Source organism: Roseovarius sp. THAF27, assembly GCF_009363655.1.
Classification (GTDB): domain Bacteria; phylum Pseudomonadota; class Alphaproteobacteria; order Rhodobacterales; family Rhodobacteraceae; genus Roseovarius.
In genome coordinates this window covers 3,871,726-3,886,577 of the sequence record NZ_CP045393.1, presented here as the reverse complement: position 1 = coordinate 3,886,577, position 14,852 = coordinate 3,871,726, and the positions used below count along the sequence as shown (strand labels likewise).

Sequence of the window (14,852 nt, the reverse complement as noted above, 5' to 3'; positions counted from 1 at the left end):
CCCTACGAGGTTCCGGGCCAGGCCCGGCAGGTATGATCAGGGGGCTGCCCGCCGGGGCGGCCCCTTTCCTGTTGTCGGCGGACGGGTGCGTCAGAGCGGAAAGAAGATGCTGATCGCCAGTGTCGCGGTCACGCCGACGATGATGTTCATCGGCACGCCGACCTTGAGAAAATCGGTGAAGCGGTAGTTGCCCGCGCCATAGACCAGCGTGTTGGTCTGGTACCCGATGGGCGTGGCGAAGCTGGCGCTGGCCGAGAACATGACCGCGACGACGAAGGCGCGGGGATCGACGCCCAGCTGGCTGGCCAGCGCCACGACGATGGGCGTGAAGATGACGGCGACGGCGTTGTTGGTCACGACTTCGGTCAGGATCGAGCCGACCGCGTAGATCGCCAGGAGGGTCAGGAACGGGGGCAGGCCGTCCAGCCACGGGGCAAGGGCGGCGACCAGCAATTCCACCGCGCCGGTATGGTCCAGCCCGGCGCCGACGATCAGCATGGCGAAGATCAGCACGAGGATGGAGCCGTCGATGGAGGACCACGCCTCGTCACTGTCGATGCAGCGCAGCACGAGGATGGCGGCGACGCCCACAAGGGCGAGGATGCCGATGGGCATGATGTCGAAGGCCGCAAGGCCGACGATGCCCAGAAGCGTCAGGATCGCGACCGGAGCCTGCTTGCGGCGAAAGGCCCGACCGCCGGGTTCGCTGACCGAGACGACATCGCCGGATTTGCGCAATTCCTCGAAGCCTTCGGCGGTGCCTTCGAGCAGGAGCTTGTCGGCGGGGCGCAGGCGCACGCCGGACAGGTCGGCCCCGGCGATGTGCCCGGCCCGGAACGCGCCCAGAACGCGCATCCCGGCCCGGCGTCCCAGCGCAAGATCGGCGATGCGGACGCCGGTGCTGCGGCGCGAGGGGGTGACGATGGCCTCGGCGACGCGGATATCGGCCTCGGGGTCAAGCTCGACCGAGCGGCGCAGGCCGACGCGCAGGCCGGGCGTTTCGGAGAAGGTCAGGATCTCGGAGGTGGGGGCGAGCAGGATGACGGCATCGCCACGGGCGATGACCTGTTCGGCCAGGTCGCGCCGCAAGATCTGGCTGCCGCGGCGCAGGCCGGTGACGCGGATGCTGTTGCGCTGGAAGGCGGCGACCTCGGACAGGCGCATCCCGATCATGGGGGACTCCGCGAGGACCGTGACCTCGGACAGGAAGGCGGTTTCGGATGTTTCGGCCTCTTCGGTGTGCGAACGCCGGTCGGGCAGGAGGAAGCGCCCCAGGAGCAGCATCGCGGCGCCGCCGACGATGGCGACGGCAATGCCGACAGGGGCGATTTCGAAGATCGAGAAGGGCTCCAGCCCGGCCTCGCGCGCGACGCCGTCGACCAGCAGGTTGGTCGAGGTGCCGATCAGCGTGCAGGTGCCGCCCAGAACGGCGGCGTAGGAAAGCGGAATAAGCAGGCGCGTGGCGGCGATGTCGAGGCTGCCGGCCAGGCGCATGACCACGGGGATCAGCACCAGAACCACGGGCGTGTTGTTGATGAAGGCCGAGGCGGCGATGGTGGCGAAGATGAAGATGCCGATGGCCAGGATCGGCCGGTCCCTGGCGCGGCCTATGACAAGCCCGGCGATGGCGTCCAGAACGCCGGTGCGGACCAATGCGCCCGACACCACGAACATGGCGGCGATGGTGATGGGAGCAGAGCTGGAAAAGACGTCCATCACCTCGTCGGTGGGCACGAGACCCAAGATGATGAAGAGCGCGGCCGCCCCGGTGGCGGTCACTTCTGGCGGGTATTTTTCAAGGGTGAACGCGACGAAGAGAAGCGCGAGGATGACAAGCGCGATGACAGGGGCGTTGGCCCCGATAATGTCGTACATTTCCACAACCTGGAACGAGATACTCTGCGGCGGAGCATAGGCCTGTTGATCGCAATGACCAGAGGGATTCGCGCAGGAAGCGGCGCGGTGCCGAATTGCGTCAGGCGAGCCCTTTCGCAAGAGCCCGCCAGACACGGTGATTCCGGGCTGTGGCCTTAGCGGGCCTTGAGGGCGTCGCGGATCTCGATCAGCAAGTCGATCTCGTTGGGGCCGGGGGCCTCTTCGGGGGCTTCTTCCTTTTTCTTGAAGGCGGCGTCTTTCACCTTGTTCACGTAGCGCACCAGCATGAACACGACGAAGGCGATGATCAGGAAGTTGATCACGGCCATGACGAAGGCGCCCCAGGCGAAGACGGCGGCGCCGGCCTCGCGCGCGGCGTCGAGCGAGGCGCCCTCGGCCACGTCGCCGGACAGGACGACATAGTTGTTGGTGAAATCGAGCCCGCCGGTGAAGAGACCGATGATCGGGTTGATCAGGTCGGCCACCATCGACGAGACGATGGCGGTGAAGGCCGCGCCGATGATGATGCCGACGGCCATGTCCATGACATTGCCGCGGGCAATGAAGTCTTTGAATTCGCTAAGCATTTCAATGTCCTCTTTCCGTGACGAGGCTGTTGCCGCCTCTGCCGGAGGTTCCATTAGCACAAGTTAATGACAGAGTGTGACGATTTGTTTGGGGAAAGATGCGCGGTCTCTCCCCGAGATTGACTTTTGCCGACCCCTCGCGGACGGTCCCTTTGGGTGCAGGCAAGGGACGACGATGACAGACCGGCAGAATGGCACGATCGTGGGGATCGACGTGGGCGGGACGTTCACCGACCTTGTGCAGCTTGATCCGGCGAGCGGGCGGGTCAGGCTGGCGAAGGTGCCGACCACGGTGGAGAACCAGGCGTCGGGCGTTATGCATGCACTTGCGGACGCCGAGACGGAACCGGCGGCGATTGACCTGATCGTGCATGGCACCACGACGACGACGAATGCGGTGCTGGAACGCAAGCTGAGCCGGACCGGGCTGATCACGACGCAGGGCTTTCGGGACGTGCTGGAACTGGGGCGGCGGACACGGCCGCAAGCCTATGGCATGACCGGGATTTTCACGCCGATCATTCCGCGCGACCTGCGGATCGAGGTGCCGGAACGGGTGGATGCCGCCGGAGACGTGGTGGTGCCTCTGGACGAGGACGCGGTGCGCGCCGCCGCGGCGCATCTGCTGGCCGAGGGATGCGAGGCGGTGGTGGTGCATTTCCTGCACGCCTACGCCAACCCCGGACACGAACTGCGGGCTGGGGAGATCATCGCCGAGGTCTGGCCCAACGAGCACATCACCCTGGGCCATGCGATCTTGCAGGAAAGCCGGGAATACGAACGCGGCGTGACCGCGGCGGTGAATGCGAGCGTGCAGCCCATTCTGGACCGTTATTTGAAGCGTTTGACAGACAGCCTGTCGGAAGGTGGCTATGACCGCGACGTGCTGGTCATGAACGGCAATGGCGGCATGGTGTCGGCTCGGCTGGTGGCGCGGGAGGCGGCGAAGACGGTGATGTCGGGGCCGGCCTCGGGCGTGATGGCGGCGGCCTATACCGGGCGGCAGGCCGGGTTGGTGAACCTGATTACGTATGACATGGGCGGCACCTCGACCGACGTGGCGCTGATCCGGGGGACGGAGCCACCGGTGTCGCACGAGATCGAGATCGAATACGCCATGCCCATCCACGTGCCGATGGTGGACGTGCGCACGGTGGGGGCCGGGGGCGGATCCATTGCGAAGGTCAACGCGGCGGGGCTCTTGGATGTGGGACCGGAAAGCGCCGGGGCCGATCCGGGCCCGATCTGTTACGGGCGGGGCGGGACGCGGCCGACGATTTCGGACGCCAACCTGATCCTGGGGCGGCTGGACGCGGCCAGACTGGCCAGGACCGGCGCCGTGGCGGCAGGCGACGTGGCGCAGGCCTTTGCCCGGGACCTGGCCGAGCCGCTGGGGTTGGACGTGACCGAGGCGGCGCTGGCGGTGATCCGCATGGCGAATACCAAGATGGCGGGGGCCATTCGCATGGTGTCGCTGTCGCTGGGGGCCGATCCGCGGGATTTCGCACTCTTTGCCTTTGGCGGGGCGGGGCCGCTGCACGCCTGCGCGCTGGCGCGGGAACTGGGTGTGCCGCGCGTGCTGGTGCCCGCACGGCCCGGGATCACCAACGCGCTGGGCTGCGTGGTGGCGGACCTGCGGCATGATTTCGTGCAGACGGTGAACCGGCCCGTTCATGCGCTGGACGCGGGCGAGCTGGCCGGGGTGTTTGCCGAGCAGGCGGCGGCGGGCAAGGCGATGCTGGACCGCGAGCGCGTGGCGATGACCGGGGTGCGGCATGTCTACAGCGTGGACATGCAGTTTGTCGGGCAGACCCACCTGTTGCGCGTGCTGCTGGGGCGGCCGGACGTGACGCCGGAGGAGCTGCAGGCGCTGTTCGAGGATGTCTATTTCGCGCGCTTCAAGGTCAGGTTGCCCGAGATCCGGGCGCAGGTGGTCAATGCCAATTGCTCGGTCGTCGGGGAACGGGCGCCGCTGGACTTGTCGGCGCTGGTGGACCCAGTCGGACGCAAGGCGACGCTGGAGGAGGCGCAGACCGGGGCGCGTCGGGTGCGGTTCGAGGACGGCTGGCACGAGACGCCGGTCTACTGGCGCGATCACCTGCCGCTGGAGTTCCGGCTGGAAGGGCCGGGGATCGTGGCACAGATGGACACGACAGTGCTGATCGAGCCGGGTTGCGTGGCGACGGGGGATGCGCATGGCAACATCCTGATCGCGGTGGGAGACGTGTCATGACGATGGATCCGATCACCCTGTCGGTGATCCAGGCCGGGTTGCAGCAGGTCTGCGACGAGATGGACCTGGCGTTTTCACGGGCCGCGTTCTCGCCGGTGATCGCCGAGGCGAATGACCGTTCGGACGGGATATATGCCGCTGCCGATGGCGCGCTGATTGCGCAGGGGGCGGGCGGCCTGCCGGTGTTCGTCGGCACGATGCAGTATTCCACGGCGACCCTGATCGAGATGATCGGCGAGGGCCGCGTGGGCGCGCCGGAGCCGGGAGACATCTATATCGTCAACGATCCATATCTTGGCGGCACGCATCTGATGGACGTGCGGTTTGCGCGGCCGTTCTATCGGGGCGAGCGGCTGTACTGCTGGCTGTCGAATACCGGGCATTGGCCTGACACCGGGGGTGCGGTGCCTGGAGGCTTTTCCGCCAGTGCCACGGCGGTGGAGCAGGAGGGGCTGCGCCTGCCGCCGGTGAAGCTGTTCAAGCGGGGACAGATGGATGCGGATATCTATTCCATCATATGTTCCAACATCCGCGTGGCGGACCAGCGGATCGGGGATGTGCGGGCGCAGGCCGCGGCGCTGGACCTTGGGGCCGAGCGGCTTGGCGCGCTGATGGACCGCTATGGCGATGACGTGGTGGAGGGCGCGATTGCGGAGTTGCGGACCCGAGCGGCGCAGCAGATGCGGCGGTTCATTAGGGAAATACCGGAAGGCGCGTACGAGGCCGTTGCGTGGATCGACAGCGATGGGGTTGTCGATGCGCCTCTGGCAATAAGACTGACCGTCACGCGGCAAGAAGACCGGCTGGTATTCGATTTCACCGGGTCGGCGCCGCCGTGCCTGGGGCCGATGAACTCGGTCCGGGCGACGACGCTGAGCTCGGTCTACCTGGCGATGCGGCACGTCTTTCCCGACGTGCCGATCAGCGCGGGCGCGTTCGAGCCGCTGGAGGTGGTGGGCATCGAAGGCACGTTCCTGGATGCGCAGTATCCGCGCCCGGTGTCGGGGTGCGCGGCGGAGGTCAGCCAAAGGATCGCGGAGGCGGTGTTTGCCGCGCTGGTGCAGGCGTTGCCCGACCGGGTGACGGCGGCGCCGGCGGGAACCAGCGGGAACTTCGCGCTGGGCGGGCACGATCCGGCGAAGGGGCGCGATTTCGTGATGTACCAGCTCTCGGGCGGCGGCTATGGCGGCTGGGCGGACGGTGACGGGCTGAGCAACGGCTGTTCCACCATCGGCATTTCCAAGGCGCCGCCGGTGGAGATCATGGAGCTGGCCTTCCCGGTGCTTTACCACCGTTACGCACTTCGTGAAGGGTCGGGCGGGGCCGGGCGGATGCGCGGCGGGTTCGGTCTGGAGTACGAGCTGGAGTTGCGGCGCGGGCAGGCCAAGGCGAGCTTCGTGATGGATCACGGGCGGTTCGGGCCGCAGGGCGCGATGGGCGGCGGCGACGGCGCGCCCAACGAGGTGACGGTGTGGCAGGCGGGTGTGCCCTATACTCCTGTGCACCTGTCGAAGGAGCAGGACATTCCGCTTGGTCCCGGCGACCGGGTGCGCGTGAAAACGCCCGGGGGCGGCGGGTATGGCGACCCGATGCAGCGGGATCCGGGGCTTGTGGCCGCGGATGTACGGCTGGGCCGCTACTCGGTCGAGGAGGCGGAGCGGCTTTTTGGTGTGGTCATCGAGGACGGCGCCGTGGATGACGTGGCGACGACGCAGCGGCGGCTGGGGTGAGGCTGGCCGTGCATCGACGGGCCGCGGTGCGGCGAACCAAGTGCTTTTCTGTAGCGCTTTATGCCAGCCAGATCCGCTAGACTTTCGAGCGAGGCACCCAGCCCAACCAGATCGCCGTGCCGGTGGGCGGCCCGGCGATGCGCGGCGGCGCGGCAGGGCCGCGCCTTGATTCCGCGCGGGGCGTAAATCGGCAGCTTGGTGAGGACGTCAGACGGTCGCCTGTTTCACCGCGCCCACCACATCGTCCAGTACCGTGTCAAGAAGGGCGGGGTCCAGAGACTCGCCCATGACGCGGATCAATGGCTCGGTGCCGGACTTGCGGATCAGCAGGCGGCCGTCGCTGCCCAGCTTCTTCTCGCCGTCGGCGATGGCCTGTTGCACCATGTCGGCCTCGAGCGGGGTCTGGCCGGTCTGGTAGCGGACGTTCACCAGCTTTTGCGGGATCGGCGTGAAGACGCGCGCCAGTTCGCTGGCCTTCTGGCCGGTTTCCACCATCGAGGCAAGGAACTGCAGCGCGCCGATCAGGCCGTCGCCGGTGGTGGCGTAGTCGGTCATGACGATATGGCCCGATTGCTCGCCGCCCAGGTTGTGGCCGCTGGCGCGCATTTCCTCGACCACGTAACGGTCGCCGACCTTGGTGCGCTTGAGGCCGATGCCCCTCGATTCCAGATGCCGTTCCAGCCCGAGGTTGGACATGACGGTCGCCACCAGCGCATCGCCCTTCAGCCGGCCTTCGGCGGCCCAGCGTGTGGCGATGAGGGCCATGATCTGGTCCCCGTCGGCGATATGCCCGGTCTCGTCGATCAGCACGAGGCGGTCGGCATCGCCATCGAGGCAGATGCCCAGGTCGGCGCGGGTTTCCAGCACCTTGCGCGCGGCGGCGTCGGGGTGGGTGGATCCGCACTCGAAGTTGATGTTGGCGCCGTCTGGCTCGATCCCCATCGGGATCACGTCGGCGCCCAGTTCCCACAGGACGGCGGGGGCGGTCTTGTAGGCCGCGCCATTGGCGCAGTCGACCACGATGCGCAGCCCTTCGAGGCGGCCGCGATAGGGGAAGGTCGTCTTGGCGTACTCGACGTAACGGCCGCGCGCGTCCTCGAACCGCTTGGCGCGGCCGATGTTTTCCGGCTTGGCAGGGCGGGCGCCGTCTTGCAGCAGTTGCTCGATCCCGGCCTCGGACTCGTCCGACAGCTTGAAGCCGTCGGGGCCGAAAAGCTTGATGCCGTTGTCACTGGCCGGGTTGTGGCTGGCCGAGATCATCACGCCCACGTCGGCGCGCAGCGAGTGCGTCAGGTATCCCACGGCAGGGGTGGGCACGGGGCCCAGCAGGAAGACGTCCATCCCGGTGGAGGCGAAGCCGGCGGTCAGGGCATATTCGATCATGTAGCCCGACAGGCGCGTGTCCTTGCCGATCACCACACGGTGTTCCTGGTTGTCGCGGCGGAAATGACGCCCGGCGGCGGCGCCGAGCCGGAGCGCGAGTTCGGCGGTCATGGGCCATGTGTTGGCCTCGCCCCGGACGCCGTCCGTTCCGAACAGTTTTTCAGCCATGCAATCGCACCTTTCGCCGCGTGACGTTTTCGTGACCATCCTCTTACCCGCGCGCCGTCGTCCTGTCCAACATTCGCAGGGCGGCTGAGCGGTTTGTGGCATAGAACGCATAGTGACCCGCGTCCGTCACAGATGCGCGTTGACGGGCGGGCAGGCGCGACCGCATAAGGTCGTGGGGGCGACAGGCGGATCAAGGGCGAAACCCGATGAAGATTGCGATGATTGGAACCGGCTATGTCGGGCTTGTGTCCGGGGTGTGTTTCTCGGATTTCGGGCATGACGTTGTCTGCGTGGACAAGGATGCCGCCAAGGTCGAAAAGCTGAACCGCGGCGAGGTGCCGATCTACGAGCCGGGGCTGGATGTTCTGATGCAGAAGAACGTCGAGGCCGGGCGGCTGTCGTTCACCCATGACCTGCCGCAGGCTCTGGACGGGGCGGAGGCGGTCTTTATCGCGGTGGGTACGCCGACGCGGCGCGGCGACGGGCATGCCGACCTGACCTACGTCATGGCCGCTGCGCAGGAAGTTGCGAAGCTGGCAAAGGAATATATCGTGATCGTCACCAAGTCGACGGTGCCGGTGGGCACCAACCGGCAGGTGAAACAGGCGGTGCGCAAGGCCAACCCGGACCTGGATTTCGACGTGGCCTCGAACCCCGAGTTCCTGCGCGAGGGCGCGGCGATCGAGGATTTCATGAAACCCGACCGCGTGGTCGTGGGGGTGCAGTCGCAACGCGCGGCGGAGGTGATGGAGGACATCTATCGCCCGCTTTACCTGCGCGAGTTTCCAATCCTGGTCACCGACCTGGAAAGCGCCGAGATGATCAAATACGCGGCGAACGCCTTTCTGGCCACCAAGATCACCTTCATCAACGAGATCGCGGCCTTGTGCGAACGCACCGGCGCGGACGTCAAGCAGGTCAGCCGGGGCATGGGCCTTGACGGGCGGATCGGCAACAAGTTCCTGCATGCCGGCCCGGGTTATGGCGGCAGCTGCTTTCCCAAGGACACCCGCGCGCTGGCCCGGACGGGGCAGGAATACGGCGTGCCGCTGCACATCACCGAGGCGGTGATCGCCGTCAACGAAGAGATGAAGCGGCGGATGATCGACAAGCTGCTCGATCTTTGCGAGGGCAGCTTCAACGGCAAGACCATCGCGGTGCTGGGGGCGACGTTCAAGCCCAACACCGACGACATGCGCGAGGCGCCGTCGTTGACCATCGTACCCGCGCTGGTGGGCGGCGGGGCCAAGGTGCGGATCTGCGACCCGCAAGGCGAGCGTGAAGGCACCGAGCGGCTGCCGGGCGTGCAATGGGTCGAGAACGCCTACAAGGCGGTTGGCAATGCCGACCTGGTGGTGATCCTGACGGAATGGAACGAGTTCCGGGCGCTGGACCTGAAGCGGATCGCGCGGCGGATGAACGTGGCGCGGATGGCGGATTTGCGGAACATCTATTCGGTCAAGGATGCCAAGCGGGCCGGTTTCGTCGCCTATGACAGCGTGGGACGCACGGCGTTCGAGCGCAAGCCCGAGGCGGAAGAAGCGGCAGAGTAGGTCAGGGGCCCAGCTCGGCCCGCGCCACGGCGACCCAGAAGGCCGCGCCGTGCGCGAGGGCCGCGTCATTGAAGTCGTAATCCGCCGAATGGAGCGGGCGGGCGTGCGGCCCTTCGGTGCCGTTGCCCATCAGCACAAAGCAGCCCGGGCGCGTGGCGGCCATCTCGGCGAAATCCTCGGAAAAGAGTTTCGGCGGGCAGGCGCTGTCCATTGGTGCGCCGATAGCCTGTGCGGCGGCGGTGGCGGCGGCGACGGGTTCGGGCGCGTTGATCGTGGGGCGGAAGATCGTGTCGTAGCTGACAGTGCCCGTGACGTCATGCGCGGCGCAGATACCATCGACGATGCGGCGCATCGCGGTCTCGATACGGGCGTTGACCTCGGGCGTGAGGGCGCGGGCATCGCCGGTGAGGGTGGCGCGGCCGGGCAGAACATTTCGCTTGCCGTCGGTCTCGAACCCGGTGACCGAGACGACGCCGTTCTGCGCCGGGTCGAGTTTGCGCGAGACGATGGTTTGCAGGGCGCCGACGATTTCGGCGCCGATGGTGATCGTATCGGCGCCCATGTGAGGCAGGGCGGCGTGGCCGCCGCGTGCCTCGATGGTGATCTCGAAAAGCGCCTCGCTGGCGGTGATAGGCCCCGCGCGGGTGGCGAAGCGGCCCACGGGCACACCAGGAATGTTGTGCATACCGTAGACGGTCTCGACGTCGAAGCGATCAAAGATACCGTCGGCGATCATGGCGGCGGCGCCCTGGCCGTGCTCCTCGTTCGGCTGGAAGAGGAAGACGATGCGGCCAGAGAGGTCGTCGGCTTCGGCAAGGGTTTGCGCCGCGCCGAGCGCCATGCTGGTGTGGCCGTCATGGCCGCAGGCGTGCATCTGGCCGGGGATCTCCGAGCGGTGGGTAAAGCCGTTCTGCTCGGTGATGGGCAGCGCGTCCATGTCGGCGCGGATGGCGATGGTGCGGCTGCCGTTGCCCTTTTGCAGGATGCCGACGACGCCGGACCGGCCGATGCCGGTGTGGACCTCCAGCCCGAAGCCGCGCAGCAGGTCGGCGACGCGGGCGCTGGTGCGGGGCAGGTCGAAGCCCAGTTCCGGCATCCGGTGAAAGGCGTGGCGCCATTCGGTCATCTGCGCGGAGAGATCCGGCGGCAGCGTCATGGTTTCGGCAGCACGAGAATGGCGCGGAAGTCGTTGACGTTGGTCAGCGTAGGGCCGGTCACGACCTGATCGCCGATACGCCCGAAAAAGCCATGCGCGTCGTTGATGGCGAGCGCATCGGCGGCGTCGGGGGCCTTGGTGAGGGTCCCGGGCGAGATGACCGCGCCCGCGACCTCTGCCGCGCCGTCGACGCCGTCGGTGTCGCAGGCCAGCGCGTGGATGCCGGGTGCGCCGTTAAGCGCGAACGCGAGGGCGAGGCAGTATTCGGCGTTGGGCCCGCCGATGCCGTTGCCGCGCCGGGTCACGGTGAGTTCGCCGCCCGACAGGAGGAGGAAGGGTTTGTCGCCCTGTACCTTGCGTGCGAGGGCGGCGTGGTCGGCGGCAACGTCGCGGGCCTCGCCTTCGACGGCGTCGCCGAGGATTTGCACCTCGATCCCCTCGGCCTTTGCGATTTCGGCGGCGGCGGCCAGCGATTGCGAGGGGGCGGCGTAGATCAAGTTTTCCACGGTCGAGAGGCGCGGGTCGTCGGGAGGCAGGGGGTTGCCGCCCGCGTTCAGGTAGTCGGTGATTGAGGGCGAGGGCGTGACGTTCCAGCGGGCCAGCGTTTCCAGCGCGCGGGCCGGGGTGCCGGTGTCGCCGACGGTGGGGCCGCTGGCGATGTCGCTGGGGTTGTCGCCGGGCACGTCGGAGATCAGAAGCGCGACCATCTTGGCCGGGTACGCGGCGGCGGCGAGTTTGCCGCCCTTGACCGCTGAGATCTGTTTGCGGATGCCGTTGATGGCGCCGATGGGCGCGCCGGAGGCCAGCAGCGCGTCGGTGAGCGCCTGTTTTTCGGTGAGGGTGATGCCTTGGGCCGGGGCGCAGAGCAGTGCGGAGCCGCCGCCGGAGATGAGGGCCAGCACGGTGTCGCCTTCGCCGCAGCTGTCCAGCAGGGCGAGCATCCGGCGGGTGGCGTCGACGCCGGCCTGATCCGGCACGGGATGCGCGGCCTCGACGATCTCGATGCCTTCGCAGGGGCGGGCATAGCCGTACCGGGTGATCACCAGGCCCTCGCAGGGACCATAGGCGGCCTCGACCGCCTCGGCCATGCGGGCGCTGGCCTTGCCGGCGCCGATCACCACAAGGCGGCCCTCGGGTCGGGGCGGCAGGTGGGCGGCTAGGCTTTGCATCGGGTCGGCCACTTCCACGGCGCGATCAAAGAGGCGGCGCAGGAAGCTGTCGGGGTCTTGCATGAGGCGCTCCGGGTCTTGTTGTTGACGCAGCGTAGCGCGGTGTGCGGCGCGTGCAAGCACAGCCTGCCCAGCTTGACAAAACCGGGGTCAGAGGCGACAGACGCGGGCATGTGGATGACCTTTCTCCAAGTGGGCCTTGGCGGGGCCATAGGCTCGATGCTGCGCTTCGGAGTGGGGCAGGCGGTGGCGCGTCACGTCGCTGGCGGGTTCCCGTTGGGGGTGCTGCCGGTGAACATCCTGGGGTCGTTCGTGATGGGGATGGTGGTGATCTATACGTTCGAAAAGGACCTGACGCAGTTGAACCCCTTTTTGATGGCGGGGGTACTTGGCGGATTCACGACCTTCTCGGCCTTTTCGCTGGAGGCGTTCACCTTGTACGAGCGCGGCGCGGTCGGCACGGCGGCGCTTTACGTGGTCGCCTCCGTCGCCTTGTCGGTGCTCGGGCTGGCACTGGGCGTCTGGCTGGCGCGGGGGATCTGGGCATGAGCGGCGTGCAGACATTGACGGTCGAGCCCGGCGAGGGCGACCAGCGGCTGGACCGCTGGCTGCGGCGGCGGTTCCCGCATGTGGCGCAGGGGCGGATCGAGAAGATGTGCCGCAAGGGCGAGCTGCGCGTCGATGGCGGACGGGTGAAGGCAAACACGCGGCTGGAAGAGGGTCAGCAGGTGCGCGTGCCGCCCCTGCCGGAGCCGGGCGAGGTGGAAAGCGCGCCTGTCGAGAAACAAAAGACGAAGATTTCGGACGCCGACGCGAAAATGATCCAGGACGCGGTGATTTACCGCGACGACCACATCATTGCGCTGAACAAGCCGCCGGGCCTGCCGGTGCAGGGGGGCAGCAAGCTGACCCGGCACGTCGATGGGCTGGCCGATGCGCTGCGGTTCGGGATGGATGAAGCGCCGCGGCTGGTGCACCGGCTGGACAAGGACACGTCCGGCGTTCTGATCCTGGCGCGGACGCGGGCGATGGCGGCGGCGATGACGCAGGCGATCCGGCACCGCGAGACGCGCAAGATCTACTGGGCCGTGGTGGCCGGCGTGCCGACGCCCTACCTGGGCGAGATCAAGTACGGGCTGGTCAAGGCCGGGGGGCATGGCGCGCGCGGCGAGGGCGAAAAGATGGTCTGCATCCATCCCGGAGAGGTGGACCGTACCAAGGGCGCCAAGCGGGCGATCACGCAATATGCCACGCTCTACCGGGTCGCCAGCCGGGCCTCGTGGGTTGCGATGGAGCCGATCACAGGCCGGACTCACCAGTTGCGGGCGCATATGGCCGAGATCGGGCATCCCATTGTGGGCGATGGCAAGTATGGCGGGTCCAGCCAGGAGAACCTGGGTGATGGCTGGGGGGCGAAGCTGGGCGGGATCATCTCGAACAAGCTGCACCTGCACGCGCGAACCATGGCGTTCGAGCATCCGGTGACGAAAAAGCCCGTGGTGATCGACGCAGAGCTGCCCGAGCACATGGCAAACACGTTCGAGACACTGGGCTGGACGCCGGACCTGGCCGCCGATGACCCGTTCGAGGCGCTGCGATGAGCGCGCTGCGGCTGGTGATCTTCGACGTGGACGGCACGCTGGTGGACAGTCAGGCGGATATCGTCGCGGCGATGAGCCATGCCTTTGCAAGGGCCGAGCGGGAGGCGCCGTCGCGCGAGGCGATCCTGTCGATTGTCGGGCTGTCGCTGGACCGGGCGATGATCGTGCTGGCGCCGGACATGGACGCGGCGATGCACGTGCGCATGGTGGAGTGGTACAAGGAGGCGTATATCGCCCTGCGGGCCAAGATCGGCGCGGCGGAATCCTCGCCGCTTTATCCCGGGGCGCGCCAGGTCCTGGAGACGCTTCACGCGAAGCCCGAGACGTTGCTGGGCGTGGCGACGGGCAAGTCGCGCCGGGGGCTGGACAAGCTGCTGGAAGGGCATGGGCTGGAGCGCATGTTCATCACCCAGCAGGTCAGCGACCATCACCCGTCGAAACCGCACCCGTCGATGATTCGTGCCGCGTTGTCCGAGACCGGGCTGGAGCCGCACCAGGCGGTGATGATCGGCGACACGAGTTTCGACATGGAGATGGCCGCCGCCGCGGGCGTGGCGGGCATCGGGGTCGGCTGGGGCTATCACCCGCGCGAGGCGCTGGGCGCGGCGCGGCACATGATCGAGCGTTTCGAAGACCTGCCGCCCCTGTTGCAAGAAATATGGGAGACTGCGGCATGAGCGAGTGGAAGGCCAAGCGGTTCTGGAAAGAGGCCGCGGTCGTCGAAGACGAAGGCGGCTATGGCATCCGGCTGGACGGGCGAGCGGTCAGGACGCCGGCCAAGGCCGCGATGATCGTGCCGACGCGCGCGCTGGCCGAAGCGGTCGCCGCCGAATGGGACGCGCAGGAGGATCTGATCCAACCCGGCACGATGCCGGTCACACGCTCGGCCAACGCGGCCATCGACAAGGTACGGCATCAGCATGCCGAGGTGGCTGACATGCTGGCGGGATACGCCGATACGGACCTGCTGTGCTATCGCGCGGACAGCCCCGACAGCCTTGTCCGGTGGCAGGCGGAGGCGTGGGATCCGCTGCTGGACTGGGCGGAGGCGCGCTATGGGGCGCGGCTGGTCTCGGTGGCGGGCGTGATGCACCGCCCGCAGGAGGCTGGCGCACTGGCACAATTTTCAGCAGAAGTGCACGCGATGGACAATTTCACCCTCACGGCGTTTCACGATCTTGTGGGGTTGTCGGGGTCGCTGGTCATCGGCCTTGCGGCGCTGGAGGAGGCGCGCCCCGCCGAAGATCTGTGGGAGCTGTCGCGCCTCGACGAGCGCTGGCAGGAAGAACAATGGGGCATTGACGACGAGGCGCGCGCCGTGGAAGCGGTGAAACGGGCGGAATTCCTTCATGCCAAGAGGTTCAGCGCCCTGAGCGCAGCGCCGAAGTAGAGAGAAA

The 14,852-nt window shown here is 67.5% G+C and carries 12 protein-coding genes; 7 read left to right on the top strand and 5 right to left on the bottom strand.

The annotated features are described in order from the left end of the window. Positions 1-90: 90 nt before the first annotated feature. Both FIU89_RS19270 and mscL read right to left on the bottom strand, forming a co-directional pair. Positions 91-1,875 carry an SLC13 family permease gene (locus FIU89_RS19270; RefSeq protein ID WP_152494085.1) on the bottom strand — a complete coding sequence of 595 codons (1,785 nt, stop codon included), beginning with the start codon at positions 1,873-1,875 and terminating at the stop codon, positions 91-93. Between the two features lie 155 nt (positions 1,876-2,030). Further along, positions 2,031-2,462, bottom strand: coding sequence for a large conductance mechanosensitive channel protein MscL (mscL, locus tag FIU89_RS19265; protein ID WP_152494084.1), 432 nt, complete (start codon positions 2,460-2,462; stop codon positions 2,031-2,033). A gap of 175 nt (positions 2,463-2,637) precedes the next feature. Between mscL and FIU89_RS19260 the strand changes: the two genes are divergently transcribed. Both FIU89_RS19260 and FIU89_RS19255 read left to right on the top strand, forming a co-directional pair. Beyond that, positions 2,638-4,695 carry a hydantoinase/oxoprolinase family protein gene (locus FIU89_RS19260; protein ID WP_152494083.1) on the top strand — a complete coding sequence of 686 codons (2,058 nt, stop codon included), beginning with the start codon at positions 2,638-2,640 and terminating at the stop codon, positions 4,693-4,695. Continuing rightward, on the top strand, positions 4,692-6,425 hold the full coding sequence (locus FIU89_RS19255; RefSeq protein ID WP_152494082.1) for a hydantoinase B/oxoprolinase family protein: 1,734 nt from the start codon (positions 4,692-4,694) through the stop codon (positions 6,423-6,425). The genes FIU89_RS19260 and FIU89_RS19255 overlap by 4 nt, the downstream gene beginning before the upstream one ends. A gap of 207 nt (positions 6,426-6,632) precedes the next feature. On the opposite strand, the gene glmM is transcribed toward FIU89_RS19255, so the two are convergent. Beyond that, entirely contained in the window at positions 6,633-7,976 is a 1,344-nt protein-coding gene (gene glmM, locus FIU89_RS19250; RefSeq protein WP_152494081.1) for a phosphoglucosamine mutase, read from the bottom strand. A gap of 206 nt (positions 7,977-8,182) precedes the next feature. On the opposite strand from glmM, the gene FIU89_RS19245 reads away from it, so the two are divergent. Next, entirely contained in the window at positions 8,183-9,529 is a 1,347-nt protein-coding gene (locus FIU89_RS19245) for a UDP-glucose/GDP-mannose dehydrogenase family protein (protein ID WP_152494080.1), read from the top strand. 1 nt (position 9,530) lies between these two features. Here the strand turns inward: FIU89_RS19245 and FIU89_RS19240 are convergent, their stop codons facing one another. After that, the gene (locus FIU89_RS19240; RefSeq protein ID WP_152494079.1) at positions 9,531-10,685 is read right to left on the bottom strand and encodes an amidohydrolase; all 1,155 of its coding nucleotides are present in this window, start codon (positions 10,683-10,685) and stop codon (positions 9,531-9,533) included. Then, entirely contained in the window at positions 10,682-11,917 is a 1,236-nt protein-coding gene (locus FIU89_RS19235; protein ID WP_152494078.1) for a glycerate kinase, read from the bottom strand. Before FIU89_RS19235 ends, FIU89_RS19240 begins: the two co-directional genes overlap by 4 nt. Before the next feature lie 108 nt (positions 11,918-12,025). Between FIU89_RS19235 and crcB the strand changes: the two genes are divergently transcribed. Genes crcB through FIU89_RS19215 form a run of 4 tightly spaced genes read left to right on the top strand, consistent with a single transcriptional unit; the run spans position 12,026 to position 14,845 of the window. Further along, on the top strand, positions 12,026-12,403 hold the full coding sequence (crcB, locus tag FIU89_RS19230; protein WP_152494077.1) for a fluoride efflux transporter CrcB: 378 nt from the start codon (positions 12,026-12,028) through the stop codon (positions 12,401-12,403). After that, positions 12,400-13,455, top strand: coding sequence for an RluA family pseudouridine synthase (locus FIU89_RS19225; RefSeq protein ID WP_152494076.1), 1,056 nt, complete (start codon positions 12,400-12,402; stop codon positions 13,453-13,455). Before crcB ends, FIU89_RS19225 begins: the two co-directional genes overlap by 4 nt. Then, positions 13,452-14,132, top strand: a complete 681-nt coding sequence (locus tag FIU89_RS19220) for an HAD-IA family hydrolase (protein ID WP_152494075.1) — start codon at positions 13,452-13,454, stop codon at positions 14,130-14,132. Before FIU89_RS19225 ends, FIU89_RS19220 begins: the two co-directional genes overlap by 4 nt. Next, positions 14,129-14,845, top strand: a complete 717-nt coding sequence (locus FIU89_RS19215; protein WP_152494074.1) for an ATP12 family chaperone protein — start codon at positions 14,129-14,131, stop codon at positions 14,843-14,845. Before FIU89_RS19220 ends, FIU89_RS19215 begins: the two co-directional genes overlap by 4 nt. Positions 14,846-14,852: the final 7 nt, after the last annotated feature.